Genomic DNA, 25,849 nt, shown 5'->3' with positions numbered 1-25,849 from the left:
AAAGTCGTCTGCGTCGCCAAAGGCCGGGGTGTGTGGTCCACCTTTTCGGCCTGCCGGAAGCCCCTCCCGACATACGACGCCGTATGCAGTATACCCGCTAACCAAACACTAACAATCCACCGTAAGTCCTTGCCCCTATTCAGTTTCGTTGCGATGCACCATGGGCAGCGGGCGGGTCACCCGGTAGAGTGCCCGCGCATGTTCGTGTCGATTCCTTCCCGCCAGAAGCCCTCGCTGCGCTGGGCCACGCCGGCGCTGGTGGTCGTGTTGTCCGCCGCCTTCTGCTGGGCCCTGACCCTGGGCGACGCGGCACAGGGCCACCTGCTCACCGAGTGGGGCGCGTTGACCGGCGGCATGGTCGCGCCCGAGGTCTGGTTGGCGTCCCTGCAGCGTGGCACCGTGCTGCGCCTGTTCACCGCGCTGTTCCTGCATGCCGACTGGACGCACCTGCTGGGCAACCTGGTGTTCCTGCTGATCTTCGGCCTGCCCGCGGAGCGGGCGATGGGCCCGTGGCGCTTCCTGCTGCTGTTCCTGGTGGGCGGCGCGGCGGCGAACGTGGCTGCCGTGCTCAGCATCGATGCGCCCGACCGCGTGGTGATCGGCGCGAGCGGCGCGGTCTCGGCGGTGATCGGCGCGTACCTGGCGCTGTTCCCGACGGCGCAGCTTGGCGTGGTCGTGCCGCTGGGCCTGTTCTGGGAAGTGGTGAAGGCGCCGGCCTCGGTGCTGATCGGCGTATGGGCCCTGCTGCAGGTGGTGTTCGCCTACACCGGCCCCGCATTCGGTACGGTGGCATGGCCGGCGCACATCGCGGGCTTCCTGTTCGGCGTCGTGTTCGCCCTGTTCGTGCGCGCCGCCATCGCCCGGCGCATGCGCAAGCGGCAGGGTTACTGAGCGGGCGCGACCTATAATCGGCGGCATGAAGACCACGCTCTACAAGATCACCTTCCACAACCACACCAAGGTCTACGAGCTGTACGCGCGCAAGGTGGCGGCCAGCGGGCTGTGGGGTTTCACCGAGGTGTCCGACCTGGTGTTCGACGTGCACGAAGGGCTGGTCGTCGACCCGACCGAGGAACGCCTGCGCGACGAGTTCGGCGGCACGCGCGTGCTGCACCTGCCGATGCAGAGCATCATCCGGGTGGAGGAAGTCGAACGGAAGGGCCAGTCCGCGATCCGCGACGCCGCCACCGGCGAGAAGGTGGTGACGCCGTTCCCGCTGCCGGCCAAGCCGCGCTGAGCGTGCTGCCGGCGCCGCGCCGCCGACCGGTTTGGCCCTGCATGCGCAGCCGGAATCGCCCCTATGATGGCGCGTCGCGTACAGAGCCATCGGGATGTCCACCTCACAACTGTCGGTCTACTTCTTCCTCCAGGCGGGCCTGATCATCCTGGTGTGCCGGCTGGTCGGACAGCTGGCGCAGCGCGTCGGCCAACCGCAGGTGGTGGGCGAGATGATCGCCGGCGTGATGCTCGGCCCGTCGCTGTTCGGCGCCGTATTGCCCGGCGCGCAGGCCACCCTGTTCCCGAAGGACACCCTGGACATGCTGTATGTCGGCGGCCAGGTGGGCGTGGGCATGTACATGTTCCTGGTCGGCATGGAGTTCCAGGCGGCGCACATCCGCGCGCGCTATCGCAGTGCGCTGGCGGTGTCGTGGGCCGGCATCGCGGCGCCGTTCTTGCTGGCGTTCGCACTGGCGCCGTGGCTGCAGGACGTGCCGGGCCTGTTCGCGGAGAAGGCGCGCTTCCTCGAAGTCGCCCTGTTCCTCGGCGCCGCTATCGCGATCACCGCCTTCCCGATGCTCGCGCGCATCATCCACGAACGCGGCCTGGCCGGCACGCCGCTGGGCACGCTCGCACTCACCGCCGGCGCGATGGACGACGCGGCCGCCTGGTGCATCCTGGCGATCGTGCTGGCGAGCTTCGGCGGCAGTTGGGGCCAGGCCTGGCTCGCGATCGGCGGCGGCGTCGCCTACGTGGCCTTCATGCTGCTGGCCGGACGCCGGCTGCTCGCGCCGCTCGCCGCGCAGGTGCCGGCGGAAGGCCCGCTGCCCACCCCGGTGTTCGCCTGGGTGATGGCGGCCTTCTTCCTGTGCGCATGGGCGATGGACGCGATCGGCATCCACGCCGTGTTCGGGGGCTTCATCCTCGGCATCTGCCTGCCGCGTGGCGCGCTCACCGAACGCCTGCGCGAACGGCTGCAGTCGCTGGTGGTGGTCGTGCTGCTGCCGCTGTTCTTCACCTATTCGGGCCTGAAGACGCAGCTCTCGGTATTCCTCGATCCGACGATCCTGCTGCCGGCGATCGCCATCCTGCTGGCCTCGTTCGGCGGCAAGGCGATCGCGTGCTGGGCCGCGGCGCGGCTATCGGGCGAATCCCCGCGCGATGCGAAGGCGATCGGCGCGCTGATGAACGCGCGCGGCCTGATGGAACTCATCATCATCAACATCGGCCTGCAGGCGGGCGTCATCGAACCCGGTCTGTTCACCATCCTGGTGATCATGGCGATCCTGACCACGCTGATGGCCACGCCGCTGTTCAACCGCATCATGCGCGACCGCGGCGCGCCCACCCTGCCTGCGACGGGTACGCCGCCCGCATGATGTCGCGCGCGCTCAGCGCGGGGTCGCGGCCGGCTTCGCGCGTGCGGTGACGGCAAGCTTCTTGAGTTCCCCCAGCGCCGCCTTGATCGGCGCCTCGCCGTCGAGCACATCGCCGGGCGTGTAGCCGGCCTGGCCTTCATCGTCGCCGCGCAGATGGCCCGGCAGCGTGGCCTCGGTGATGTAGAGCTGGCCATCCTGGCCGACGATCGCGTCGGGCGTGGCGCCTTCGGGCTTGACCACCACGTCGGGCACGATGCCGCTGGCCTGGATCGACTTGCCGCTGGGGGTGTAGTACCGCGCGGTGGTCAGCTTGACCGAGTCGCCGTTGTCCAGCGGCAGCACCGTCTGCACCGAACCCTTGCCGAACGTCCGGCTGCCGACCACGCGCGCGCGGTCGTTGTCGCGCAGCGCGCCGGCGAGCACTTCCGAGGCGCTCGCCGAACCGGCGTCCACCAGCACCACGACCGGCGCGCCGCCCAGGCGGTCGCCCGGCGTGGCGTCGAACTTGGAATCGCTGATCGACAACCGCCCGCGCGTGCTGACGATGTTGCCCTTTTCCAGCAGCTCATCCGCCACCTGCACGGCCGCGAGCAGCAGGCCGCCCGGATTGCTGCGCAGATCGAGCACCAGGCCGCGCAGCGGACCCTTGGCCTGCAGCGTGTCGAGTTGTTTCTGGAAATCGGCGGCGGTGTCGGTCTGGAACGCGCTGATGCGCACGTAGCCGTAGCCCGGCTCCAGCACGCGGCTGCGCACGCTGGTGACGCGGATGGTGTCGCGCACCAGGGTGACGTCGAACGGCTTCGGCGCGCCGTCGCGCACAATGGTCAGGGTGATCTTGCTGCCCGGTGCGCCGCGCAGCGGTTCCATGCCGTCGTCGGCGCTGATCGGCTTGCCGTCGATGGCGGTGATGATGTCGCCGGACTTGATGCCCGCCTTCGCCGCCGGCGTGTCGTCGATCGGCGACACCACCAGCAGGGTGCGGTCGGCCTGCTGCTGCAGTTCCACGCCGATGCCTTCATAGGCGCCGCTGGCCTGCTCGTCGAACGCGTCGGTGTCCTGCTTGTCGAAGTAGGTGCTGTGCGGATCCAGGTCCAGCAGCAGGCCGCGGATCGCGGACTGCATCAGCTTCTTGTCCTCCACCGGCTCCACGTACGCTTCCTTCACCGCATTGAACACGGCGACGTAGCGGCGGATCTCCTCCAGCGGCACCTTCGACGGCGCGTTCTCGGCAGCATCCGGGTCGTCGCTGGGCGCGACCACCGGCGGGCCGTCCGGCGTCGGCGCCTGCTGTTGCGCCGACGCGGGCAGGGCCGCGAGCAGGGCGACGGTCAGGAGGGCCAGGGGAAGACGCTGCAGCATGCAAAGGCTCCGGGTGGGGCTTGGATGGACTCCGCGAACGGTCGCGAAGTTCACCCGGATTATGCGTGAAGCCACGCAAGGCGGATGTTCAAGCCCGGTTACGGCCGCCTGCGTCGTTCATCGCCGCTGCAGCCACGACGACGGATCGACCGGCTGGCCGTTGCGGCGCAGTTCGAAGTACAGCGCCGCCTGTCCCTGCCCGCCCGAGGTGCCCACGCGGGCCACCGCATCGCCGCGCTTCACCCGGTCGCCGCTGTCCTTCAGCAGGCTGTCGTTGTGCGCGTACAGGCTCATGTAGCCGTTGCCGTGGTCGAGGATGAGGATCAGGCCGTAGCCGGTCATCCATTCGGAGAACACCACGGTGCCGTCGGCCACCGCGGTGACCGTCGTGCCGGCGGGCGCCCCGATCAGCACGCCGGTGCTGGCGCGGCCATCCGGCAGGCGGCCGCCGTAGCGCGCCAGCAGGCTGCCCGACACCGGCCAACCCAGTCCACCGACCTTCAGCGCAGGCGCCGAGGCCACGACGGGACGCGGAGCGGTATCGCGCGGGGCTCGGCTCCCGCCACTGGTGCCTTCGCGCTTCTTCGCGGCCGCGGCTTCGGCAGCGGCGCGGCGCGCGGCCGCCCGCCGTTCGGCTTCGGCACGGGCAGCGGCGGCGCGAAGATTCTTCAGCAGCGTTTCCAGCGAACGGGCGTCCTGGCCGAGCGCCTTTTCCTTCGCGGCACGGTCCTGGTAACGCTCGTCGAGATCGGCCACCAGGCTCGCACGCGTCTTGCGATCCTTCTCCAGCTGCACCACCTCGCCGCGCTGGCGCGCGCGGGCGGCCTCGAGCTCCGTGCGGCGCGTGGCGATCTCGCGTTCGACCTCGTCCAGCGCCGCCAGATCGGTGGTCAGCGTGTCGATCCTGCGCGCCTGGTCGCGCTGCACGTAGCGGTGGTAGGCCAGCAGGCGATTGGCATCGGCGACGCGGTCCTGGGACAGCAGCACCTTCAGCGGCGCGTCCTCGCCCTGCTGGTACGCCGCGCGAACCAGGGCGGTCAGTTGCCCGCGCTGTTGCGCGCGCTGCGCGGTCAGCGTGTCGCGACGTTGCTGCAGTTCGGCCAGCGCGGCGGCTTCCTTGCGCATCGCCGCTTCGGTTTCGGCCAGCGACCGCGACGTGCGGCCGACCTTCTCGTCGGCATCGCGCAGCTGGCGCGAGGCGGTGCCGCGTTCGCCTTCCAGCTTGCGGCGTTCCTGCGCGATCGATTTCAGCTCGCTGCGCACACGCTCGAGCTTGCGTTCGGTCTCGCGCGAGGTCTGCGCCGGCGCGGAGGCGGCCGCGACCACCGCCAGCAGGGCGGTGGCCAACGCGGCGCGCCAGGCGTGCGCCATCAGCCGGCGATCAGGCTGCGGCCGCTCATGTCGGCCGGTTGCGGCAGGCCCAGCAGGTCGAGCAGCGTCGGGGCGACATCGCGCAAGGCACCGCCGCTGCGCAACGTCGCCGCGCGCTCGCCCACGTAGACCAAGGGCACGGGACCCACGGTGTGCGCGGTGTGCGGCTGTCCGGTCGCCGGGTCGCGCATCATTTCCAGGTTGCCGTGGTCGGCGGTGATGATCATCGCGCCGCCGGCGGCCCGCACCGCGGCATCGACCTCGCCGATCGCCTTGTCTACCGCCTGCGCCGCCAGGATCGCCGCCTGCAGGTCGCCGCTGTGGCCGACCATGTCGGGGTTGGCGATGTTGCAGATGATCGCGTCGAACCGGCCAGAGCCGATCGCCGCGACCAGCTTCTCGGTGAGTTCGGGGCAGCTCATTTCCGGCTGCAGGTCGTAGGTGGCGACCTTCGGGCTCGGCACCAGGATGCGCTCCTCGCCGTCGAACACGTCCTCGCGGCCGCCGCTGAAGAAGAACGTCACGTGCGCATACTTCTCGGTCTCGGCGATGCGCAGCTGGGTGAGGCCGTGCTCGGCCAGCAGTTCGCCGAAGGTCTCGCGCAGGTCGTCCGGTGCGAAGGCCACCGGCGCGGGCAGCTTGGCGTCGTATTCGGTCAGGCAGACGAAGCGCGCCAGCGCCGGCACGCGCCGCTCGAAGCCGTCGAACGCCGGCGACACGAACGCCGCCGTCAGCTGGCGCGCGCGGTCGGCACGGAAGTTCATGAACACCACCGCATCGCCGTCGGCGATGGGCTGGGCGCCGTCGATCACGGTGGGCAGCACGAACTCGTCGTTCTCGCCGCGCGCGTACGCCGCCTCCAGCGCGGCCACGCCGCTGGCGGCATGGTGGTCGCTCTTCGCTTCGACGAGGGCGTCCCACGCCAGCCGCACGCGGTCCCAGCGCTTGTCGCGGTCCATCGCGTAGTAGCGGCCGCTGACCGACGCGATGTGCGCGTTGCCGAGCTTGGCGCAGAGGTCCTGCAACGCACGCAGGCTGGGTTCGGCGGACTTCGGCGGGGTGTCGCGGCCGTCGAGGAAGGCATGCACCGCAACCCGCGGCACGCCTTGGCGCTTGGCCAGGTCGAGCATCGCGAAGATGTGCAGCTCATGGCTGTGCACGCCGCCGGGCGACAGCAGGCCGAACACATGCAGGGTCTTGCCGTCGGCCTTGGCGGCGTCGCAGGCGGCGACCAGTTCGGCGTTGGCGAAGAAGCTGCCGTCTTCGATGGCCGCGTCGATGCGGGTCAGGTCCTGGTAGACGATGCGACCCGCGCCCAGGTTCATGTGGCCCACTTCCGAATTGCCCATCTGCCCGTCCGGCAGGCCGACATGGCGGCCCTCGGTGTGGATCAGGGTGTGCGGCGCGGTGGCCAGCAGGCGGCGCCAGTTCGGCAGTTCGGCCTGCGCCAGCGCGTTGTCGGTGGGGTCTTCACGGTGCCCCCAGCCATCCAGGATCAGCAGCACGACGGGCTTGGGACGCTTCACGGGCGGGGGAGATGCGGACACGGGCACGTTCCAGTGACTTCAGGCAGGTGACGATTGTAGCGAAGCATGGTGCCATCCACTCCGGCACGGCGGCGTTTAAACCCTCCGCCACGCCGGTGCATCAGACCGATACGAGACCACCCGAGAGGCAACCCCATGATTCGTCCCCGTACCGCCCTGCTGCTGACCCTGGCCTTGGCCGCCACGCCCGCGCTGGCCCAGCAGGAAATCTCCAAGGTCAACGGCAGCATCACCGCCGAAGCCGGCCAGACCTATGGCGACCTCGACACCGTCAACGGCTCGATCCGCGTGGCCGACGGCGCCACCGCCGACGACGCCAGCACCGTCAACGGCAGCATCAACGTGGGCGACAAGGCACGCGTGGATTCCCTGGAAACCGTCAACGGCTCCATCCGCGTCGGCAAGGACGTGCAGGTCCGCAAGGACGTCGAGACCGTCAACGGCAGCATCTTCACCGATCGCGGCACCGTGGTGGGCGGCAAGATCGACACCGTCAACGGCGCGATCGGCCTGGTGGAAACGCAGCTGGCCGGCGGCATCGAGACCGTCAACGGCGACATCACCGTCGGCGTCCGCTCGCACGTGAAGGGCGGCATCAAGGTCACGAAGCCGCAGGGCTTCCGCCTGAACGTCAAGCGCGATCCGCGCATCATCATCGGCCCCAACGCCATCGTCGAAGGCCCGCTGGTGTTCGAACGCCCGGTCACGCTGTACGTGCACACCAGCGCCAAGATCGGCCCGGTGACCGGCGCCACGGCCAAGTCGTTCAACACCGACACCGCGCCGGCCGAGTAAGCGCGAACCGCGGGACACGGCACAGGCCGGCCCGCGGCCATGAGGCTAGAATCGGGATTCCTTCCGTTGAGGAATCCCGATGTCCCGCAAGTTGATGCTGGTGCTTGCCGCCACGGCCGCACTGGCCGCGTGCAAGCGCGAATCCGAGGCCCCGGCGCCCGCGCCCGACGCCGCCACTCCGCCCGCCGCGGCGCACACCTTCACCGCCGACATCACCGAAGGCGACTTCGGCGACCTGGTGAAGACGCTGTCCTCGGACGAATTCGAAGGCCGCGGCCCGGGTTCCGTGGGCGAAGAGAAGACCGTCGCCTACCTCGAAGCGCAGATGAAGCGCATCGGCCTGCAGCCGGGCAACAACGGCAGCTACTTCCAGGACGTGCCGATGGTGGAGACCACCGCCAACGAGGCGGCCACCACGCTGACCCTGACCACCGCCAAGGGCGCGCACGCGCTGAAGTTCGGCACCGACTTCGTCGTCGGCACCCGCACCGGCCAGACCGAGGTGAAGCTGGACGCCAGCGACCTGGTCTTCGTCGGCTATGGCGTGGACGCGCCGGAGCAGCAATGGAACGACTACGCCGGCCAGGACTGGACCGGCAAGACCGTGGTGATGTTCGTCAACGACCCCGGTTTCCACAGCAAGGACGAGACGTTGTTCGGCGGCAACCGCATGACCTACTACGGTCGCTGGACGTACAAGTTCGAGGAAGCCGCGCGCAAGGGCGCCGCCGCCGCGCTGATCGTGCACGACACCGCCGGCGCCAGCTACGGCTGGGACGTGGTGAAGAACTCCTGGGCCGGTCCGCAGTACGACCTGCCGGCGAAGGATGATCCGGAAAAGCGCATCCCGCTGCAGGGCTGGCTGAGCGCGGACGCCGCCCGACAGCTGTTCGCCGACGCCGGGCTCGACCTCGACGCGGCCTACGCCAGCGCCGGCAAGCGCGGCTTCAAGCCGGTATCGCTGAAGGCCAAGGCCTCCGCCGCGCTGACCAGCAGCATCACCGAGAAGACCTCGCGCAACGTCATCGGCGTGCTGCCGGGCAGCAGCAAGCCCGACGAAGCCGTGCTGTACATGGCGCACTGGGACCACCTGGGCAAGCACGAGGGTGAGGAAGGCGACAACATCTACAACGGCGCGGTCGACAACGCGACCGGCGTGGCCGGCATCCTGGAGATCGCCGAGGCGTTCGCCCACCAGGATCCCAAGCCCGCGCGTTCGGTGGTGTTCGTGGCGGTGACGCTGGAAGAGTCCGGCCTGCTGGGTTCCAAGTACTACGTCGCCCACCCGACCTTCCCGCTGGACAAGATCGCCGGCGTGATCAATCTCGACGCGATGAGCGTGGGCGGCAAGTCGCGCGACTTCGTCGTCACCGGCAAGGGCAACTCCGAGCTGGAGGACATGCTGAAGGTCTACGCCGACCAGCAGGGCCGCGTGCTCACCCAGGAAGGCAACCCCGCTGGCGGTTACTACTTCCGCAGCGACCACTTCAACTTCGCCAAGGCCGGCGTGCCGGCGCTGTACGCCAAGGGCGGCAACGACCTGCTGGAAGGCGGCGTCGAGGCCGGCAAGGCGGCGAGCGAGGAGTACGCCAAGCGCTACCACCAGGCCAGCGACGAAATGCATGAAGGCTGGAAGCTGGATGGCGTGGTGCAGGACCTGCAGGCGCTGTACGGCGTCGGCAAGGACCTGGCCGTCGCGGACACGTGGCCGAACTGGTACGAAGGCAATCCCTTCAAGGCCGCGCGCGACAAGATGCGTCCGGCGGCGCCGGCGGCGCCGGCGGCGAAGTAAGCCGCGTTTCGATGCGACAGGAAGACGGCGCCGCAAGGCGCCGTCTTCTTTGGATGCATCCCCTCTCCCCGCACAACGGGGAGAGGGTGCCGAAGGCGGGTGAGGGGCGAGCGAAGACGTGGCGTTTCACATTCGGCCGGCCGGCAACGCGCGGACAAACGACTGCGGATTGGCGCACGCACGGGATCGCGTAGCCCCTCATCCGCCCTCCGGGCACCTTCTCCCCGCGTGCGGGGAGAAGGAAAACACGCGCGATGGACGCCCACCTACTTCACGCAATACCCTGCGCCATCCTCGGAGGGAAATGTCATGTCGATCGCTTACTGGTGCATCCTCGTCACCGCACTGCTGCCGTACCTGTGGGTCTTCATCGCCAAGCGGTCCGGCGAGCGCTACAACAACCGCAACCCGCGCGGTTGGGTCGCCAAGCAGGAAGGCAACTACAAGGTGCAGCGCGCCAACGCCGCGCACCTCAACGGCTTCGAGGCGTTTCCCGCGTTCGTCGCCGGCGTGCTGATGGCGCAGCTGGCCGGCGTACCGACGGACACCATCACCCCGCTGGCACTGGGCTTCGTCGCCGCGCGCATCCTGCACGGCGTGTTCTACCTGGCCGACAAGCACTCCCTGCGCAGCTTCGTCTGGCTGCTGGGCATGCTGTGCGCAGTGGCGCTGATCGTGCTGGCGGCGCTGCGGGTGGCCTGAGTCCGGTTTTCCTGGTGTCGGTGTGGGCTTGGGTGTGGGAGCGACGTAAGTCGCGATGAAGCTTTACCGATGACCGATCGCGACTTACGTCGCTCCCACACCCACTACCCACATCCACCGACGCCTAGCGCAGATCCTCTTCCCAACCGAACAACGCGAACGCCTTGCGGAACTCCGCATCGAGCGGCGCCACCGCCTCGATGCGCTCGCCCGTCACCGGATGCGGGAACGACAACCGCACCGCGTGCAGCAGCATGCGGTGCACGCCCTGCATGCGGAAGTTGCGGTTGTGCCGGCCATCGCCGTGGCTGGTGTCGCCGATCAGGTGATGGAAGGCGTGCTTCAGGTGGCGCCGGATCTGGCGGAAGCGGCCGGTCTCCGGCTGGCAGCGCAGCAATGCGTAGCGTGAGGTCTCGAACTCGCCCGACGGCAGCGGCAGCTCGCCTGTCGCCAGCCGCACGAAGCGCGTCAGCGCGGGTTTCTTCTCCGGTTTGCCCGGGCCGCCGTCGATGGCGTGATCGACGATGAAGTCCGGTTCCGGCCAGCCGCGGCAGACGGCCAGGTAATCCTTCTCCACCTCGCGCGACATCAGCACCTTGCCCAGCGTCGACGCGCTCTCGCGGTCGAACGCCACCAGCAGGCAGCCGCTCGTGGCGCGATCGAGCCGGTGGATCAGGAAGATCGGCTTGCCGAACTGCGCGCGCAGGCGGTCGGCGACGAAGTCCGTCTCGCCGCCGGCGAGCTTGCTGTCGTGCGCCATCACGCCCGCGGGCTTGTTGACCACCGCGATCTGCGCATCCGCGTACAGCACGGGTACCGCACCGTCGTCGGCCTTTGTCTCACCGTAATCCATGAATCTGCGTGCCTTCCAAATCTGCGAAACTCGGGGTTCGCCGCACGCGATGGACGCACGTGGCCCCGATGGAGGATTGAGGATGAAGTCACCCCGTTTCATTGTCGCACTCGGCCTGGCCGTCACGCTCGCCCTGGGCCAGCCGGCCTGGGCGGACGCCGCCACCGCACTGCCGAAGGGCGTCGTCGCCGGCCCCAGCATCGAGGGCATCAGCGAGTACACCCTCTCCAACGGCCTGCGCGTGCTGCTGTTCCCCGACGACACCAAGCCCACCGTGACCGTCAACCTGGTGTACGGCGTGGGCTCGGTGCATGAGAACTACGGCGAGACCGGCATGGCCCACCTGCTGGAGCACCTGCTGTTCAAGGGCACGCCCACGCAGGCCGACATCAGCGGCGAGATGAAGAAGCGCGGCATCGACTTCAACGCCACCACCGGCCTGGACCGCACCAACTACTTCGCCTCCTTCCCGGCCAACACCGACACCCTGGAGTGGGTGCTGAAGATGGAAGCCGACCGCATGGTCCACTCCAATGTCGCCAAGAAGGACCTCGACAGCGAGATGACCGTGGTACGCAACGAGCTGGAGGCCGGCGAGAACAACCCCGGCGCGGTGCTGTTCCAGCGCATCCGCTCCACCGCCTTCCTGTGGCACAACTACGGCAACACCACCATCGGCGCGCGCAGCGACGTGGAAGGCGTGCCGATCGACAAGCTGCAGGCGTTCTACCGCCAGTGGTACCAGCCGGACAACGCCACCCTGGTGGTCGCCGGCCGCATCGACAGCGCCGACGTGCTGACCCGCGTGGCGCGCCACTTCGGCCCGGTGAAGAAGCCCGCGCGCGTGCTGCCGCGTTTCTACACCACCGAACCCGCGCAGGACGGCGAGCGCGAAGTCACCGTGCGCCGCGTCGGCAACCTCCAGCTGGTCGCGGCGGCCTACCACACGCCGGCGCTGGCGCATCCGGACAGCGCACCGCTGAACGTGCTGGCCAACGTGCTCGGCCACACGCCCAGCGGCCGCCTGCACAAGGCGCTCGTCGAGGCCAAGCTGGCCGCGGCGGCCGGCGCCAACGGCGAGTCCATGCGCGACCCCGGCCTGCTCACGGCCATCGCCGTGGTCCCCAACGACGGCGATTCCGCCAAGGCCGAGGCCGAACTGCTGAAGCAGGTCGAGCAGCTCGCCGCGCGTCCGATCACCGCGCAGGAGGTCGACGAGGCCAAGCAGCGCATCGGCAACGCCTACGAGCTGTATTTCACCGACGTCAACGCGGTCGGCATGGGCCTGTCGGAGTTCCAGTCCGCAGGCGACTGGCGCCTGCTGTTCACCAGCCGCGACGCGGTGGAGAAGGTCACCGCCGCCGACGTCAACCGCGTCGCCGCCGCCTACCTGAAGTCCAGCAACCGAACGCTGGGACGGTTCGTGCCCACCCCCACGCCGGACCGCGTGGAGATTCCGGCCGCGCCGGCGGTGGCCACGCTGGTGGACGATTACGCCGGCCGCACCGCGGTGAGCGCGGGCGAGCAGTTCGATCCTTCGCCGAAGAACATCGACGCACGCACGCAGACCTTCACCCTCGGCAACGGCCTGAAGGTCTCGCTGCTACCGAAGAAGACCCGTGGCGGCACGGTGATCGTCGATGCCAACTTCCGCTTCGCCGACGAAGCGTCGCTGAAGGGTCGCGAAGGCGCGGCCGGCATCGCCGGCGCGATGCTGATGCGCGGCAGCAAGACGATGACGCGCGAGCAGATCGACCAGCGCCTGGAGCAGCTCAAGACCCAGGGCAGCGTGGGCGGCAGCCTGCAGGGTGCGAGCATCGGCCTGCAGACGCGGCGCGAGCACCTGGCCGACGCGCTGGCCCTGGCCGCCGACGTGCTGCGCAACCCGACCTTCCCCGACAGCGAGTTCGAGCAGCTGCGCACCCAGGCGGTCACCGGCATGGAAGCCTCGCGCTTCGAGCCCGGCGCCATCGCCGGCCGCGCCCTGGCGATGTATTTCGATCCGTGGCCGGCCGGCCACCCGCTGCACGCCCGCACGCTGGACGAATCGCTGGCCGAGCTGAAGGCGCTGAAACTGGCCGACGTGCGCGCGTTCCACCGCGATTTCTACGGCACCTCGAACGGCGAGATCGCCATCGTCGGCGACTTCGACCCCGCGGCCGTGCGTGCGCAGCTGGAGCAGTTGTTCGCCGGCTGGACGTCGGCCAAGCCCTACGGCTCGATCGCCACCCAATACACCGGCGTCGCGGCGAAGCAGGCGCGCTTCGAGACGCCCGACAAGCCGAACGCCGTGCTGCTGGCGCGCCACAACCTGCCGCTGAAGGTCACCGACGCCGACTACCCGGCTTTGGTGGTCGCCAACCGCATCTTCGGTGGCGGCGCGCTAAAGTCGCGCCTCGGCGACCGCATCCGTCAGCAGGAAGGGCTGAGCTACGGCGTGTCCAGCGGCGTGCGCGCCGACGACAGCCTGACCGGCAAGGACGATGCCGGCAGCTTCAGCATCCAGGCCATCGCCGCACCGGAGAACATGGCGAAGGTGGAAGCGCTGGTGCGCGAAGAGCTGGCCAAGCTGGTCAAGGACGGCATCACCGCCGAAGAACTGAAGGACGCCGTGGCCGGCACGCTGACCGAGCGCCAGCAGGCGCGCGCGGAGGACGGCACCGTCGCCGGCATGCTGGCCGACCAGCTGTTCTACGGCCGTACCATGCAGTTCACCGCCGACCTGGACGCGAAGTACGCCGCGCTGACGGTGGACCAGGTGAACGCCGCGATCCGCACGCACCTCAAGCCTGATGCGCTGAGCGTGTTCCTCGCCGGCGACTTCGCCAAGAAGGCGGCCAGCGCTCCTGCCGCGGCGCCGGGGAAGTAAGCGATGAGCACCGACACCGATGCAAAGCGTGAAGCCACGTTCGCGCGCTGGGAGCAGATTCGCGAGCGAGGTCCGCTGCGCTTCATCCTGCTGCGCGGCGTGCTCGGCTGGGGCGTCACCACGGCCGTGCTGTGGTGCGCGCTGATGGCGCTGTTCACGGAGAAGGACTGGGTGCAGCTGATGACGGTCGCCCTGGTCGGATTTCCCGGGGGCGGCGTGGTGTGGGGCACGGTGATGTGGTTTGTCGGCGAACGCAAGTTCGCGCGAACGCCGCGCTGACGTGCCCAGGCGGTAGAGTGCCACCGAACGACGGCCCCGCAAGGGGCCGTTTTCGTGTTTGCGCTCGCAGAAGATCCTTTCCCGCGCAGATGTTGCCCTCTCCCCTGCAGATGTTCCCCTCTCCCCGCATCCGGGGAGAGGGTGCCGAAGGCGGGTGAGGGGCGAACGGAGAGGCGACGTACAACGCGCCCGTCCTGTTGCCAGAGGCGGCGCGACGACGCATCCCGCGTGACCGACCATCGTGACCGCCCCTCATCCGCCCTCCGGGCACCTTCTCCCCGCAAGCGGGGCGAAGGGAAAAGCCGCCATCGCGCGCCTGAACGTCGCGAACGCCTGGCGAGCCCCTCCGCCTCACATCAAACCTTGTACACCGGCCTCGGAGCCCGGCGATGGCGCTCAGGAGCTCGATCTCTCTCACATTGAGCGCCATCGATGGGCTTCGGCGCTCGGTTCTCACATCGAGCCCCGCCTGCGCGCCCTCGACGGGCCACGCAGGCTTACGGCAGCCGCAGCGTCGCCAGCAGCGGGAAGTGATCGGACGGATAGCGTCCGCCCCAGCGCGTGGTGATCGAGGTGATCGATTCCAGCTGCACGCCGCGGACGAAGATCCAGTCGATGCGCTTGTCGGCGTTGCCCGTGAATCCATGGAACGTCGCTTCGCTGCCTTCCACCCGCGGCGCAGTGGTCCACGCATCCTGCAGCGTCTGCGCGAGCACGGCGTGCACCTGGCTGTCCGGTGAGGTGTTGAAGTCGCCGGTCAGCACCACCGGCACGCCGGCGGGCAGCGTCGCGAGGCGGCGCGCGATGGCCTGTGCGCCCTTCACGCGCGCGGCTTCGTCCTGATCGCGGTACGGCAGGTGGGTGTTGAACAGGTAGAAGCGCTTGCCGTCGCTGCGTTGCTCGAACAGCGCCCAGGTCACCATGCGTGGATAGAGATGGTTCCAGGTGATGCTGCCGGGCACGTCGGGCGTGTCGGACAGCCAGAAGTCGCCGGACTCGACCACCTTCAGGCGGTCCTTCCGGTAGAACACGCCCATGTGCTCGCCGCCGCCGTCGGCATTGCGGCCGCGGCCGAACCACGCGTACTCGGGCAGTTCGCGCGCCAGGTACTCCGCCTGCGCCTGCACCAGTTCCTGCAGGCCGATCACATCGGGCTGCTGCTCGCGCAGCATGCGCACCGCCAGCGGCTTGCGTGTCTCCCAGTAATCCACACCGTCGCTCTCGGCCGGCAGGCGGATGTTGAAGCTCATGACGCGCAGGGGGTTCTCGGCGGCCCATGCTAAACATGTACTGAAGCCGAGGGCGGCTGCCATGAGCAGGTGCAAGAGGTGCCGTGTCATTCTCTTCATCGCTGACCTCAACGGTGCGGTACCGAAGTATAGGCCCGCCCGGATGCACTCATCTCGCCGATAGGAGTATCGCCATGTCGCTGTTGCTGACCGCTTTGTTTGCGCTCTCGTCGGGGTCCGCGACCGCACAGGAGTCGGCGTATCTCGACCGCACCGTACATGCTGCCGGCGACCTGGTGGGTTGGTGTCGGAGCGAGGCCGAGGCCCGTTACGCAGCGCGGGGCATGTCGACGTACCAGTGGACAGCCTCGCACGTGGAGCGCGGGAACACGCTGCACGTCGAGGGCAGATTGCGCGCGGAAGGCCAGGACATCGAGGTGCGATGCCGTATCGCACGCGGCGCGCAGCTACGTTACGCCAGCATCGACATCGTCGACCCACGCTTGGATTGACTCAAGCCTTTTCTCCTGACGCTGCCGGCGCCCGTCGGTGCTTCAGAAGTCTTCGCTTCAACAGCCGGATTGCCGCACTCAGCGCTGCCGATCTCAGCGGGGTATGTCGGCGCGTATCTAGAGCCCTGCGTCGGTTACTACTGCGTCAAGCAAGCCTGGCCGCGACGGGAGCCGCCGTTGGACGCGCTCCTGCATGCACGGCACACGCGTTTGTCCGGCAGCGGCGGGGTCGCATACTTCACATACATCGATGAGCGGTGAGATCCGCCAACGTCATCGAACAGGAAGGCGTCGCCGTCGCCAACAAGCTCCATGGACCTTCGCCGCTGCCGCCGGCACCGCGGAAACGCGACGTCGCGCCTAGTCGCGCGACGCCGGATGATCTCGCGTTACGCGGACCGCCGCTGTCCGCCATGCTTCCCTTCCGCGATCTCTTCCACCAGCTTGGCGCAGAACGCGGGCAGATCGTCGGGTGTGCGGCTGGTGACCAGGCCCTTGTCGACGATGACTTCGTCGTCCTTCCAGGTCGCGCCGGCGTTCTCCAGGTCCTTGCGGATGTTCGGCACCGAGGTGACGGTGCGGCCTTTCAGCACATCGGCGTTGGCGAGCACCCACGGGCCGTGGCAGATCGCGCCGACGGGCTTGCCGGCTTCGAAGAAACCGCGGGTGAAGGCCAACGCCTGCTCGTCGACGCGCAGCGCGTCGGGATTGAACAGGCCGCCCGGGATGACCAGCGCGTCGTAATCCTTGGCGGAGACCTCGGACAGCACGTGGTCCACTTCGATCTGCTCGCCCTTGTCGAAGTGCTTGAAGCCCTGGATGCGGCCGCTTTCCAGCGAGACGATGTCGACGTCCGCCTCGTGCTCACGCAGTGCGCGCAGCGGTTCGGTCAGTTCGGATTGCTCGAAGCCGTTCGTGGCGAGGATGGCGACGCGTTTTCCGGTCAGATGGCTCATGGTGTACTCCTGGGGGGAAGAAGAGATCCCACCCTAGTCCCCGCCATGCGCACGACGCGCGAAAGAATCGTTGCGAGCGTGTCAACGCGCTCGCACGCCATGCTTCAATGGCGTACCTGTTCATCATCGGAAGCCTGACGATGGGGATTCGCCCGCGCATTGTGCTGCGGAGCCTGCTGGCGCTCGCGCTGGCCGTGGTCGCCGTGCCGCTGGTGAACCTGGCCGGCGGCGAACTCGCGGCGCTGCTGCGTCTGCCGCCCGGCGGCGATGCACGGCTCGCTTACGACCTGCTGTGGGTGTTCCTGGCCGGCGTCGCGGGCAGTGCGCTGATGGTCGGGGTGGCGGCAGTGGCGAAGACCACGCACGCCTGGGCGTTGTTCGCCCTTTATCTGGCGCTGGATCTGTACGTGACGGTGATGGCGTGGGACGACTTCCCGCGCTGGTTCACCCTCGCCTGCCTGCTGACGTTGCCGCTGCAGGTGTGGCTGGGCTGGTGGCTGGCGTGGGGACGGCGACGCGCCTGATCGCGCGTCAGCGCCGCGGCCACGCCGCCAGCAACGCCCACAACCCGCCGATGCCGGCGATCCAGGCGGCGGCCGGTACCGAGAAAATGCTCGGACCGCCCGCTTCCAAGCCGTACAGCACGGCCGCCACGATCAGCAGACCCACCCCGAGGATGGCGGCGACGACGCGGCGCTGCATGCCCTTCATCGTCAGCGCAAGATCGGTGAGGTCCTTCGAGCGCAACGACAGCTCGTGCCGGCCGTCCACCTGCTGGCTCAACCACGCGTGCACCAGGCGCGGCATGTCCGGCGCGTGGGTCATGATCTCCGGCAGGCGCTTGCGGAATTCCTGCGCGGCGCGTTGCGGGCTGTAGCGCTCCAGCAGGATGCGCTCCAGCACCGGCTTGGCGACGGCCCAGATGTCGATCTGCGGATCCAGCTGGCGGCCCACGCCCTCGATGTTGAGCAAGGTCTTCTGCAGCAGGATCAGCTGCGGCTGCAGGGTCAGTTCGTAGCGCTGCGCGGTGCGGAACAGCTTGGCCAGCACCTCCGCCAGCGAGATCTCGCTCAGCGGACGGGTGAAGTACGGCTCGCAGACGGCACGCGCGGCGGCTTCCAGTTCGTCGATGCGGATATGCGACGGCATCCAGCCGGCCTGCACGTGCAGTTCGGCGATGCGGCGGTAGTCGCGGTTGAAGATCGCCATGAAGTTCTCGGCGAGCCAGTACTGATCGTCGCGTGAGAGCTGGCCCATGATGCCGAAATCCAGCGCGATGAAGCGCGGATCGGTCTTGCGGTCCGGATCGACCCAGATGTTGCCGGCGTGCGCGTCGGCGTGGAAGAAATTGTCGCGGAACACCTGCTGGTAGAATACGCGCACGCCCTTGGCGGCGAGCGCCCTGCGGTCGATGCCCGCAGCGTCGAGCGCGGCGATGTCGTCCGACGGAATGCCCCGCACGCGCTCCATCGTCATCGCGCGTTCCGCGGTGTGCGACCAGATCACCTCGGGCACGTACAGGTCGGGCGAGTCGGCCCAGTTGCGGCGCAGCAGGCTGGCGTTGCCGGCTTCGCGCTGCAGGTCGAGTTCGGCGGCCAGCGTGTTCTCGATCTCGGCGACGATCTCGCGCGGACGGATCTTGTCGGCCGCCGGATGCGCACGATCGACGATCGCCGCGACGCTCTCCAGCAAGGCGATGTCGCCGGCGATCTGCTTGCGGATGTCGGGGCGCAGCACCTTCACCACCACCTCGCGGCCGCCCGGCAACGTGGCCGCGTGCACCTGCGCGATCGACGCGGAGGCGAGCGGCGTGGTGTCGAAGTGCTCGAACGCCTCGTGGATGGGACGGCCGAGTTCCTCTTCGACCAGCGCGCGTGCGCGCTCGCCATCGAACGGCGCGACCCGGTCCTGCAGGAGGGTCAGTTCTTCGGCGATGTCGGGCGGAATCAGGTCCCGGCGGGTGGACAGGATCTGGCCGAACTTGACGAAGATCGGGCCGAGTTCCTGAAGCGCCAAGCGCAGGCGCGCGCCGCGCGGCTGGGCGGCGATCTGCGCCGAAGCGCGCGGCACGAACGGGCGCGCGAGCCGCAGCCAGCGCTCGACCGGCGTGCCTTCCAGCAAATCATCCAAGCGGTACCGCAGCAGGACGCGACCGATGCGGCTGGCCCGCAACACCGACTTCATGCGCGGTGCTCCACGCGGGCGGCGAGACGGCCGACGCGCACGGCCAGGCGCTCGACATCGTCGCGCACGGCATCGACATCGTCGTGGAAGGCGTTGAGTTCGGCGCGGCCGACCACGTCACGCGATTCCTCGGTGACGTACTCGGCGGCGCTTTCGGCGACATTGCCGGCGACGATCCTCGCCTGCTGCAGGCCGGCACGTACGGTGTTGGCGACCTGCACGCCGATTACGTCGCCGAAGACGCGGGTAAACGGCAGCGACCAATCGGGATCGAAGCGGGTGGCGAGCGTCTGCAGCCGGCGCGCCAGATCGGCGTCGCCCGAGACACGCAGCTTGCCCACGGGCGCCGCGTCATCGCGGCGGAAGAACGGCAACTGCGACAACAGGCCGCCCAGCGTGCTGCGCACGGCGAGATCGGCCTCGAGCACTTCGCTGGCCGGGCCCACCTGCAGCTGGCCGCCGCCGACGATGATGTCAATCGCCAGCGCGGGTGCATCGATGCGCAACTGGATGCGACGGCCTTCCAACGGCAACAGTGCCGCCCGGGTATCCGGATCCAGCGTGAGGGCGTGGTTGAGCGCGTTTTCCAGCGCGCGGCCGGCGAGCGGCTTCAGGGCATCGAACGGGGACAGGTCCATGCCGTCATTCTAGCGGCAAAGCCCGTGCGCCCCTGCCCGACCATGCACCGGCCTCCTGCCGGACTGGACGGGCGCGGCGGCATCCTGCCGCCCCGGCGGAGAGAGACGGTGGGGTCAGACGCGTCGACCGCGCAGCATCGAAACGACGGCCAGGATCAGGAACACGACGAACAGCACCCACGCGATGTTGGTGGCGGCGCCGGCGATGCCGCTGAAACCCAGCACGGCCGCGATGATCGCGACGATGAAGAAGATGACGGCGTAGTGCAGCATGGGAAACTCCTGTTGGCATGCGGCCGGGAAGGCCGGTGGTGGGGCCATGCTGGAATGCCGGGAGTCATCGCCGCGTGAGCATGACGCGCACGCAGACGGAAACGCTTAAGCGTCGTGATCCATGCGTGAAGGGCGCCGCGCCGACGGCGCCGCCTCAGACGGGATGGTCGCGCAACCAGGCCTGCAGGCGCGCGAAGCCTTCGTCCATCGACACGCGAGGCACGTAGCCGAAATCGCGGCGCGCCGGCGCCATGTCGTACCAGTGCGCGGTCGCCAGCTGTTCGGCGAGGAAGCGCGTCATCGGCGGCTCGCCCTTCAGCGGCAGCACCGTCCACAACGTTTCGCATACGGCGCCGACGCGGTAGGCGGCCTTGAACGACAGATGCTTGTCCACGCGCGGCGCGCCGGCCGTTTCCAGCAGCGCATTGAGCAGCTTGCGCATCGGCCACGGCTCGCCGTTGGAAATGAAGTACGCCTTGCCCGCGCAGGCGGCGCCGGGCGCGAGGTGATCGAAGGCATCGAAGTGCGCCTGCGCGGCATTGTCGATGTAGGTCGTGTCGACGTGGTTCTCGCCGCTGCCGACGATGCGCAGGCGGCCGGTGCGTGCGCGCGACACCAGGCGCGGGAGGATCTGGTGGTCGCCGGGGCCCCAGATCAGCCGCGGGCGCAGTGCCACCGTGGCCAGGCTGGCGTCGTTGGCGGCGAGCACGGCTTTTTCCGCGATCGTCTTGGTCGTCGCATACGGCGCCTTGAAGCCTTCGCCGTACGGCACGCTGTCGGCCGTGCCGCCTTCCACGGGGTGGGTGGCGCGATGGGTCACGCTGGGCGTGGAGGTGTAGACCAGCCGGCCGATGCCCTGCGCGCGGCACGCATCCAGCACGTTCTGCGTGCCGACCACGTTGGCGTCGTGGTAGCTGCGGTAACTGCCCCAGGCGCCGGCCTTGGCCGCGTTGTGGAAGACCGCGTCCACGCCGTCGGCCGCGTGCCGCACCGCATGCGCATCGGCGAGATCGCCCTGCACCTGGCCCACGCCGAGTTCGCGCAGCACCGGGTAGTAGCCGCGGTTGAGGCTGATCACCTCGTGCCCGCGTTCGACCAGGCCGCGGCACAGCGCCTGGCCGAGGAAACCACCGCCGCCGGTGACGAGGATCTTCATGCGTGTTGCTCCTTTTGCGTGGCGGCCCATACGGCCAGCGTCTCGCGGCCGATCTTGGCGTTGTGGCGAATGTCGACGGGAAAGCCCGGATGCGGCAGGAACGTGCCGATGCGCGCGGTATGCGGATGGCGCGCGCCGATCGCGCGCAGGTCGGCTTCGAGGCGCGCCCGGTCGGCGGACACGCCCGGCATCAGCTCGTAGCACAGCACCGGTTGTTGGCGACCGGCCTCACCGACACCGACCAGCGCGGTGCGGCGCACCTGCGGATGCGTGTTGAACACCGGTTCGACCTGCTCGGTGTAAAGCGGGCCGTCGGCCGTCTCCACGCGTTGCGTCTTGCGGCCGCAGAACCACAGCCGGCCCTCGCCGTCGAACCAGCCCACGTCGCCCATGCGGTGCACGATGCGCTCGCCGCCGTCGGCCTGCACTTCGCGGATCTTGGCGATGCGGGTGGCGGCGTCGCGGCGGAAGTAGGTATCGGTCGCGGTCGGTCCGGCAACCGTGATCTCGCCGACCTCGCCGTCGGGCACCTCCTCCACGCCGCTCCAGTCGGCGATCGGGGCATCGACGATGCGGATGATGCGCACCTCGTTCGGCGGCACCGCGCGGCCGACGCAGGTGCCGGCGCCGGCCTCGGTCGCCGCACGCGTCGCTTCCAGTTCGCGGCCTTCGATGACGGCGACGGGCAGGCATTCGGTGGCGCCGTAAGGCGTCCAGAACTGCGCGCCGTCCGGCAGCAGCGTGCGGATCTTCGCGACCGTGTCCGGCGGCACCGGCGCCCCGGCCGAGGTCACGCGCTGCACGGTGGGCAGCGGCGCGCCATGGTCGGCGAGCACCTTCATCAGCGCCGGCGAGCCAAACAGCTGGGTGACGCCGAAGCGCGCGATGGCTGCATGCAGCTTGTCCGGATCGGCGCTGGCGGGCCGGGTGGGATCCATGTCGGGGATCACCGACGTCAGACCGAGCGCGGGATCGAACAGCGCGAAGGGCGGGAACGTCGGCAGGTCGACGCCGCCGGGCTGCATGCCGAACGCGTTGCGCAGCAGCTCGATCTGGGCGACGAAATGACGATGGCGGTACACCACGCCCTTCGGCACGCCGGTGGAGCCACTGGTGAACAGGATGCCGGCGACATCGTCGGGCGAGGTGTCCGCGAGTTGCGGACCCGCGCCGCTGCCCCGCGCTTCGATCTTCGCCAGCGTGGTGCCGCCCCAGGCCCAGCGCGTGCCGACGGTAACGATCTTCTTCGCCGACCGCGCCCAGCCCAGCACCCGGCGCGCGACCTGCGCCAGCGGAATGCCGATGAAGGCCTCGGGCTCGGCTTCGTCCAGGCACTGCTTCAGCGCGCGCCGGTCGATGCCCGGGTCCACCAGCACCGGCACCGCGCCGGCCTTGAACAGCGCGAACATCAGCAGGAAGAACTCCGGCGTGGGCCGCACCATCACCACGGTGCGGCTGCCGCGACCGATGCCGTAGGCGCCGAGGCCGGCGGCGATGGCGTCGCTGCGGGCGTCGAGTTGCGCGTAGGTGAGCTCGCGGGTGTAGCAGCCGGCGCCATCGGGGCAGCGCATGGCCACGCGGTCGGGCTGCTCGCGGGCCAGCCGGGGCAGGCTGGCGGCGATGTTGCACGGATCGGTCATGCGGGCATTGTCGCCGCTGGGCGGTACTTGCGTCAGCCCGCGGCGTTGGCAGAATGCGCGTCCCGCCCGCGCACCACCGCCAGCCGACCTCCGATGCATCCCTGCCTAACCTGCGGCGCCTGCTGCGCCCACTTCCGCGTGAGCTTCCACTGGAGCGAGGCGGATCCCGACCAGGGCGGCGTGGTGCCGATCGCATTGACCGAGCCGCTGCGCGTGCACGAGCGGGTGATGCGCGGCACCTCGCAGAAGGACCCGCGCTGCGTGGCCCTCGATGCCGACATCGGCCGCTACAGCCGTTGCACGATCCACGACCGGCGTCCGTCGGTATGCGCACTGGTGCCGGCGTCGCTGGAGTTCGGCGAACGCAGCGCGCAGTGCGACAAGGCGCGGCTGGCGCATGGTCTGCCCCTGCTGGTGGAAGCGGACTGGGCGGGCGTGGTGGACGCGGAGAAGAATCCGCTGCCGGAGATCTGAGCCGCCGCTCAGGCGAGTAGGCCTGCGTAGCCCGGGTAAGCGAAGCGCACCCGGGACGCCACGCGGTGGCGCACGATTCCCGGGTGCGGCCGTTGGCCTTACCCGGGCTACGCGCTATGCGAGCGGATGGCGATCCAGGAAGTCGCGGATCAGCGGGACCAGGATCTCGTGCTTGTCTTCCAGCACATAGTGGCCGGCGTCTTCATAGGCGTGCACCTCGGCGTTCGGCAGCGCAGCGCGGAAGCCGTCGAGGAAGTGCCTGTCGAACACGAAGTCCTTCAATCCCCAGCCCAGGAACGCGGGGCGGTCGGCGAACGACGGCAGCGCCTTGCCGGAGGCTTCGAGCAGCGGCCACGCCTTGTCCTGCGGTCCCAGCGGGATGTCCTGCATGAAGCGGATGGTGGAGATCCGGTTCGCCCAGGTGTCGTACGGCGACACGTAGGCGCGGCGCACGTCGGCGGGCATGCGCCGCTCCACGCCGATCCACGAGGCACCGGCCGAGAACGCATTGAACCCACGGATGATCCATTCGCCCACCGTCCAGTCACGGCCCAGGGCGATCTGCCACGGCATCGTCTTCGCGGCGGGCATCGGGAAGGCGGCGGTGTTGGTGACCACCAGGCGCTTGACCTGCGCGGCGTGCGAGAGCGCCCAGCCGAAGCCGATCATGCCGCCCCAGTCGTGCACGGCCAGCGTCACCGGGCCGGTGATGCCGAGGTGGCGCAGCAGCGCGGCGACGTCGTCCACGCGCGACTGCAGCGTGTACTCGTAGCGGCTGTCGTCGGGCTTGTCGGAGAGGCCCATGCCGATGTGGTCCGGCACGATGCACCGGTAACGCTTGTCAGCAGCGGGGTCGGACAGCCCCGCCACCAGCGTGCGCCAGTAATAGCTCCACGACGGATTGCCGTGCAGCATCACCACCACCTCGCCGTCGCGCGGGCCTTCGTCGAGGTAGTTCATCGACAGGCCCGGGCGGACCTCGAAGCGCTGCGGATGGGAGGGATAGCCGGGAAGGTTCATCGTGCGTCGCCGCCGTCAAAGAAAAGGGCCGGCGAACCGGCCCCCTGGATACGAAGTGCGGCCGGAATCACCAGACCACTTCGGCCATCGTGCAGTTCAGGCCCGAGCCGATGCCGAGCAGGGCGATGCGGTCGCCCTTCTTCAGCTTGCCCAGTTCCTTCAGCTTGCTCAGCACGATCGGCACCGACGCCGGGCCAATGTTGCCGTGCTCGGTGAAGATCGTCATGACCTTCTGCGGGTCGATGCCGAAGGACTTGATGAAGGCCTGCGTATGCGGGCGGCTGACCTGATGGATGACGAACTGGTCCAGCTCGTCCACCGCCCAGCCCAGCGCGACCTTGGCGGCGGCGAAGGTCTTGTTGGCCAGCTTCATGCCCTCGATCAGCAGCATGCGGGTGTCGGTGACCATGCGGTCGAGGTTGCCGCGGCAGAGCTTGTTCCACTCGGTGGCCGAGCGGGTCACGCCGCCCTTGTAGCGCGGGGCGTCCGGGACCAGCGCGCTGCGCGCCATGACCATGGCGACCGCGCCGCAGCCCAGGGTGAGCGCGGCCAGTTCGTCGCGGAACTGCTGTTCGGTGATGTCGGGCCCGTTGAGGCGCTCGATGGTCTTTTCGTAGACCAGGTTGGCGGTCTCGCCGTCGACGACCAGCGCGTAGTCGATCTCGTCGCGCTCGAGCATGCGGGCGGCGATGTCCATGCCGTTGATGAAGGCCAGGCAGGCATTGGCGACGTCGAAGGTCTGGCAATGCTCGGCCACGCCCAGGTTGCCGCAGACGATGCTGGCGGTGGACGGCTCCAGGTAGTCGCGGCTGACGGAGGTGTTCACCACCAGGCCGACCTTGTCGGCGGTGATGCCGGCATCGGCCAGGGCCTTGCGCGCGGCCATCGTGGCGGCGTCGGAAGCCTGGGTGTCGGCGTCCCACAGACGACGGGAATGCACGCCGGCGATGTCGTTGAGGACGTCCGTCTTGATGCCCAGGCGGTCAAGCGTGGGCTGCAGGCGGGCGTTGATCTCGTCCGACGTCAGCGTGTGGGGCGCATCGATATGCGCCAGTCCCGCGATGGAGACATTCTTGAAGAGCATCGAGGTTAGCGCCAAGGCTCAGGCGGAAGGGGGCGACAAGGGTAACGACTTCCCGTCTTCACCGCACCTTTACGCCACCCGCCGTCGCCAGCCGTGTTCATGGGCCGGCGCATAAATGTGACTCAGTTCACACTTTATCGGCCGCACCGGTAGGCGGCGAAGCGCTGCTCGCCGTTGGCGGGGTCGCCCAGCGGCTGCAGGGTGTCGGCCTGAAGGCCGGGCCCTTCGTTGCGGGCGAGGGTTTCCAGCTCGTCGCGCACGCGCAGGTTGTTGCGCTCGTAGAAGGCGACGCTGTCCTTCACCGACACCGACACTTCGCCGCGCTTCTCGCAGCCGGCGGGGGCCGCGCCGCCCGGGATGACGCGGACGTTCTTCGCGGTCGGGGCCAGGTGCACCCAGGTGCAGGCGGACAACAGCACGGTGGAAGCCACGGCAAGCAGGGCGAGACGCATCGGGGTCACCTTGGAGTGTGAGTCGTGGCCATTCTGGCCGACGCCGGATGAATCGATCCGGGCCGAC

At 69.0% G+C, this 25,849-nt stretch carries 25 protein-coding genes; 11 read left to right on the top strand and 14 right to left on the bottom strand.

The features are described 5' to 3' along the window. Positions 1-198 precede the first annotated feature (198 nt). From BLT45_RS02075 to BLT45_RS02065, 3 genes are all read left to right on the top strand, one after another. Positions 199-891, top strand: coding sequence for a rhomboid family intramembrane serine protease (locus BLT45_RS02075; RefSeq protein WP_093294529.1), 693 nt, complete (start codon positions 199-201; stop codon positions 889-891). A gap of 25 nt (positions 892-916) precedes the next feature. Then, the gene (locus BLT45_RS02070) at positions 917-1,237 is read left to right on the top strand and encodes a DUF1820 family protein (RefSeq protein ID WP_093294526.1); all 321 of its coding nucleotides are present in this window, start codon (positions 917-919) and stop codon (positions 1,235-1,237) included. A 94-nt stretch (positions 1,238-1,331) separates the two neighbouring features. After that, positions 1,332-2,597, top strand: a complete 1,266-nt coding sequence (locus BLT45_RS02065; protein WP_093294524.1) for a cation:proton antiporter — start codon at positions 1,332-1,334, stop codon at positions 2,595-2,597. A 12-nt stretch (positions 2,598-2,609) separates the two neighbouring features. On the opposite strand, the gene BLT45_RS02060 is transcribed toward BLT45_RS02065, so the two are convergent. The 3 genes from BLT45_RS02060 to gpmI all read right to left on the bottom strand — a co-directional run bounded on the left by BLT45_RS02060 (position 2,610) and on the right by gpmI (position 6,874). Next, the gene (locus tag BLT45_RS02060; RefSeq protein ID WP_093294521.1) at positions 2,610-3,956 is read right to left on the bottom strand and encodes a S41 family peptidase; all 1,347 of its coding nucleotides are present in this window, start codon (positions 3,954-3,956) and stop codon (positions 2,610-2,612) included. Between the two features lie 117 nt (positions 3,957-4,073). Continuing rightward, on the bottom strand, positions 4,074-5,327 hold the full coding sequence (locus tag BLT45_RS02055) for a murein hydrolase activator EnvC family protein (RefSeq protein ID WP_093294519.1): 1,254 nt from the start codon (positions 5,325-5,327) through the stop codon (positions 4,074-4,076). Then, on the bottom strand, positions 5,327-6,874 hold the full coding sequence (gpmI, locus tag BLT45_RS02050) for a 2,3-bisphosphoglycerate-independent phosphoglycerate mutase (RefSeq protein ID WP_175455696.1): 1,548 nt from the start codon (positions 6,872-6,874) through the stop codon (positions 5,327-5,329). Before gpmI ends, BLT45_RS02055 begins: the two co-directional genes overlap by 1 nt. Before the next feature lie 138 nt (positions 6,875-7,012). On the opposite strand from gpmI, the gene BLT45_RS02045 reads away from it, so the two are divergent. From BLT45_RS02045 to BLT45_RS02035, 3 genes are all read left to right on the top strand, one after another. Continuing rightward, positions 7,013-7,669 (top strand): DUF4097 family beta strand repeat-containing protein, encoded by a 657-nt coding sequence (locus BLT45_RS02045; protein WP_175455796.1) that lies wholly within the window; start codon positions 7,013-7,015, stop codon positions 7,667-7,669. A gap of 79 nt (positions 7,670-7,748) precedes the next feature. Beyond that, positions 7,749-9,461: a M28 family metallopeptidase gene (locus BLT45_RS02040; RefSeq protein ID WP_093294511.1), complete on the top strand. Its 1,713-nt coding sequence runs from the start codon at positions 7,749-7,751 to the stop codon at positions 9,459-9,461. Between the two features lie 309 nt (positions 9,462-9,770). Then, entirely contained in the window at positions 9,771-10,163 is a 393-nt protein-coding gene (locus tag BLT45_RS02035; protein WP_093294508.1) for an MAPEG family protein, read from the top strand. A gap of 124 nt (positions 10,164-10,287) precedes the next feature. On the opposite strand, the gene BLT45_RS02030 is transcribed toward BLT45_RS02035, so the two are convergent. Beyond that, a complete protein-coding gene (locus tag BLT45_RS02030; protein WP_093294506.1) occupies positions 10,288-11,016 on the bottom strand; it encodes a pseudouridine synthase in 729 nt (242 codons plus the stop codon). An 82-nt stretch (positions 11,017-11,098) separates the two neighbouring features. Between BLT45_RS02030 and BLT45_RS02025 the strand changes: the two genes are divergently transcribed. Together BLT45_RS02025 and BLT45_RS02020 are read left to right on the top strand one after the other, a co-directional pair. Beyond that, positions 11,099-13,885, top strand: a complete 2,787-nt coding sequence (locus BLT45_RS02025) for a M16 family metallopeptidase (RefSeq protein ID WP_093294503.1) — start codon at positions 11,099-11,101, stop codon at positions 13,883-13,885. 3 nt (positions 13,886-13,888) lie between these two features. Beyond that, on the top strand, positions 13,889-14,164 hold the full coding sequence (locus BLT45_RS02020; protein ID WP_093294500.1) for a hypothetical protein: 276 nt from the start codon (positions 13,889-13,891) through the stop codon (positions 14,162-14,164). 497 nt (positions 14,165-14,661) lie between these two features. Here the strand turns inward: BLT45_RS02020 and BLT45_RS02015 are convergent, their stop codons facing one another. Next, positions 14,662-15,477 (bottom strand): endonuclease/exonuclease/phosphatase family protein, encoded by an 816-nt coding sequence (locus tag BLT45_RS02015; RefSeq protein ID WP_254771767.1) that lies wholly within the window; start codon positions 15,475-15,477, stop codon positions 14,662-14,664. Between the two features lie 110 nt (positions 15,478-15,587). Between BLT45_RS02015 and BLT45_RS02010 the strand changes: the two genes are divergently transcribed. Beyond that, a complete protein-coding gene (locus BLT45_RS02010) occupies positions 15,588-15,905 on the top strand; it encodes a hypothetical protein (protein ID WP_093294494.1) in 318 nt (105 codons plus the stop codon). A 389-nt stretch (positions 15,906-16,294) separates the two neighbouring features. On the opposite strand, the gene BLT45_RS02005 is transcribed toward BLT45_RS02010, so the two are convergent. Beyond that, positions 16,295-16,861, bottom strand: coding sequence for a type 1 glutamine amidotransferase domain-containing protein (locus BLT45_RS02005; RefSeq protein WP_093294492.1), 567 nt, complete (start codon positions 16,859-16,861; stop codon positions 16,295-16,297). Between the two features lie 140 nt (positions 16,862-17,001). On the opposite strand from BLT45_RS02005, the gene BLT45_RS02000 reads away from it, so the two are divergent. Further along, the gene (locus tag BLT45_RS02000) at positions 17,002-17,385 is read left to right on the top strand and encodes a hypothetical protein (RefSeq protein ID WP_139187870.1); all 384 of its coding nucleotides are present in this window, start codon (positions 17,002-17,004) and stop codon (positions 17,383-17,385) included. Between the two features lie 7 nt (positions 17,386-17,392). Here the strand turns inward: BLT45_RS02000 and ubiB are convergent, their stop codons facing one another. From ubiB to oleC, 5 genes are all read right to left on the bottom strand, one after another. Continuing rightward, complete coding sequence (gene ubiB / locus BLT45_RS01995; protein ID WP_093294486.1) at positions 17,393-19,045, bottom strand: ubiquinone biosynthesis regulatory protein kinase UbiB; 1,653 nt, start codon at positions 19,043-19,045, stop codon at positions 17,393-17,395. Further along, entirely contained in the window at positions 19,042-19,683 is a 642-nt protein-coding gene (locus BLT45_RS01990; protein WP_093294483.1) for a ubiquinone biosynthesis accessory factor UbiJ, read from the bottom strand. The genes ubiB and BLT45_RS01990 overlap by 4 nt, the downstream gene beginning before the upstream one ends. A 114-nt stretch (positions 19,684-19,797) precedes the next feature. Then, positions 19,798-19,956 (bottom strand): DUF1328 domain-containing protein, encoded by a 159-nt coding sequence (locus tag BLT45_RS01985; RefSeq protein WP_093294480.1) that lies wholly within the window; start codon positions 19,954-19,956, stop codon positions 19,798-19,800. Positions 19,957-20,110: 154 nt separating this feature from the next. Further along, positions 20,111-21,112: a 2-alkyl-3-oxoalkanoate reductase gene (oleD, locus tag BLT45_RS01980; RefSeq protein ID WP_093294477.1), complete on the bottom strand. Its 1,002-nt coding sequence runs from the start codon at positions 21,110-21,112 to the stop codon at positions 20,111-20,113. Then, positions 21,109-22,752, bottom strand: a complete 1,644-nt coding sequence (gene oleC / locus BLT45_RS01975) for an olefin beta-lactone synthetase (protein WP_093294475.1) — start codon at positions 22,750-22,752, stop codon at positions 21,109-21,111. Before oleC ends, oleD begins: the two co-directional genes overlap by 4 nt. 93 nt (positions 22,753-22,845) lie before the next feature. Here oleC and BLT45_RS01970 point away from each other — a divergent pair, with 93 nt between their 5' ends. Then, a complete protein-coding gene (locus tag BLT45_RS01970; protein ID WP_093294472.1) occupies positions 22,846-23,226 on the top strand; it encodes a YkgJ family cysteine cluster protein in 381 nt (126 codons plus the stop codon). 114 nt (positions 23,227-23,340) lie between these two features. Here BLT45_RS01970 and BLT45_RS01965 read toward each other — a convergent pair whose 3' ends face one another. From BLT45_RS01965 to BLT45_RS01955, 3 genes are all read right to left on the bottom strand, one after another. Continuing rightward, positions 23,341-24,246 (bottom strand): alpha/beta fold hydrolase, encoded by a 906-nt coding sequence (locus BLT45_RS01965; protein WP_093294469.1) that lies wholly within the window; start codon positions 24,244-24,246, stop codon positions 23,341-23,343. 67 nt (positions 24,247-24,313) lie between these two features. Then, positions 24,314-25,330, bottom strand: coding sequence for a 3-oxoacyl-ACP synthase III (locus BLT45_RS01960; protein WP_093294466.1), 1,017 nt, complete (start codon positions 25,328-25,330; stop codon positions 24,314-24,316). A 134-nt stretch (positions 25,331-25,464) separates the two neighbouring features. Continuing rightward, positions 25,465-25,782, bottom strand: a complete 318-nt coding sequence (locus BLT45_RS01955) for a DUF4156 domain-containing protein (protein WP_093294464.1) — start codon at positions 25,780-25,782, stop codon at positions 25,465-25,467. Positions 25,783-25,849 lie beyond the last annotated feature (67 nt).

This window comes from Pseudoxanthomonas sp. CF385, assembly GCF_900104255.1.
GTDB lineage: Bacteria > Pseudomonadota > Gammaproteobacteria > Xanthomonadales > Xanthomonadaceae > Pseudoxanthomonas_A.
Note: the sequence above shows the minus strand (reverse complement) of the source record. Positions and strands in the feature narration are given on the sequence as shown.

What these genes read in the sequence shown, in the direction of transcription:
- BLT45_RS02075 (WP_093294529.1), top strand. Translation starts at nt 199, where the DNA reads ATGTTCGTGTCGATTCCTTCCCGCCAGAAGCCCTCGCTGCGCTGGGCC.
- BLT45_RS02070 (WP_093294526.1), top strand. Translation starts at nt 917, where the DNA reads ATGAAGACCACGCTCTACAAGATCACCTTCCACAACCACACCAAGGTC.
- BLT45_RS02065 (WP_093294524.1), top strand. Translation starts at nt 1,332, where the DNA reads ATGTCCACCTCACAACTGTCGGTCTACTTCTTCCTCCAGGCGGGCCTG.
- BLT45_RS02060 (WP_093294521.1), bottom strand. Translation starts at nt 3,956, where the DNA reads ATGCTGCAGCGTCTTCCCCTGGCCCTCCTGACCGTCGCCCTGCTCGCG.
- BLT45_RS02055 (WP_093294519.1), bottom strand. Translation starts at nt 5,327, where the DNA reads ATGGCGCACGCCTGGCGCGCCGCGTTGGCCACCGCCCTGCTGGCGGTG.
- BLT45_RS02040 (WP_093294511.1), top strand. Translation starts at nt 7,749, where the DNA reads ATGTCCCGCAAGTTGATGCTGGTGCTTGCCGCCACGGCCGCACTGGCC.
- BLT45_RS02035 (WP_093294508.1), top strand. Translation starts at nt 9,771, where the DNA reads ATGTCGATCGCTTACTGGTGCATCCTCGTCACCGCACTGCTGCCGTAC.
- BLT45_RS02030 (WP_093294506.1), bottom strand. Translation starts at nt 11,016, where the DNA reads ATGGATTACGGTGAGACAAAGGCCGACGACGGTGCGGTACCCGTGCTG.
- BLT45_RS02025 (WP_093294503.1), top strand. Translation starts at nt 11,099, where the DNA reads ATGAAGTCACCCCGTTTCATTGTCGCACTCGGCCTGGCCGTCACGCTC.
- BLT45_RS02020 (WP_093294500.1), top strand. Translation starts at nt 13,889, where the DNA reads ATGAGCACCGACACCGATGCAAAGCGTGAAGCCACGTTCGCGCGCTGG.
- BLT45_RS02015 (WP_254771767.1), bottom strand. Translation starts at nt 15,477, where the DNA reads ATGGCAGCCGCCCTCGGCTTCAGTACATGTTTAGCATGGGCCGCCGAG.
- BLT45_RS02010 (WP_093294494.1), top strand. Translation starts at nt 15,588, where the DNA reads ATGTCGCTGTTGCTGACCGCTTTGTTTGCGCTCTCGTCGGGGTCCGCG.
- BLT45_RS02005 (WP_093294492.1), bottom strand. Translation starts at nt 16,861, where the DNA reads ATGAGCCATCTGACCGGAAAACGCGTCGCCATCCTCGCCACGAACGGC.
- BLT45_RS02000 (WP_139187870.1), top strand. Translation starts at nt 17,002, where the DNA reads ATGGGGATTCGCCCGCGCATTGTGCTGCGGAGCCTGCTGGCGCTCGCG.
- ubiB (WP_093294486.1), bottom strand. Translation starts at nt 19,045, where the DNA reads ATGAAGTCGGTGTTGCGGGCCAGCCGCATCGGTCGCGTCCTGCTGCGG.
- BLT45_RS01990 (WP_093294483.1), bottom strand. Translation starts at nt 19,683, where the DNA reads ATGGACCTGTCCCCGTTCGATGCCCTGAAGCCGCTCGCCGGCCGCGCG.
- BLT45_RS01985 (WP_093294480.1), bottom strand. Translation starts at nt 19,956, where the DNA reads ATGCTGCACTACGCCGTCATCTTCTTCATCGTCGCGATCATCGCGGCC.
- oleD (WP_093294477.1), bottom strand. Translation starts at nt 21,112, where the DNA reads ATGAAGATCCTCGTCACCGGCGGCGGTGGTTTCCTCGGCCAGGCGCTG.
- oleC (WP_093294475.1), bottom strand. Translation starts at nt 22,752, where the DNA reads ATGACCGATCCGTGCAACATCGCCGCCAGCCTGCCCCGGCTGGCCCGC.
- BLT45_RS01970 (WP_093294472.1), top strand. Translation starts at nt 22,846, where the DNA reads ATGCATCCCTGCCTAACCTGCGGCGCCTGCTGCGCCCACTTCCGCGTG.
- BLT45_RS01965 (WP_093294469.1), bottom strand. Translation starts at nt 24,246, where the DNA reads ATGAACCTTCCCGGCTATCCCTCCCATCCGCAGCGCTTCGAGGTCCGC.
- BLT45_RS01960 (WP_093294466.1), bottom strand. Translation starts at nt 25,330, where the DNA reads ATGCTCTTCAAGAATGTCTCCATCGCGGGACTGGCGCATATCGATGCG.
- BLT45_RS01955 (WP_093294464.1), bottom strand. Translation starts at nt 25,782, where the DNA reads ATGCGTCTCGCCCTGCTTGCCGTGGCTTCCACCGTGCTGTTGTCCGCC.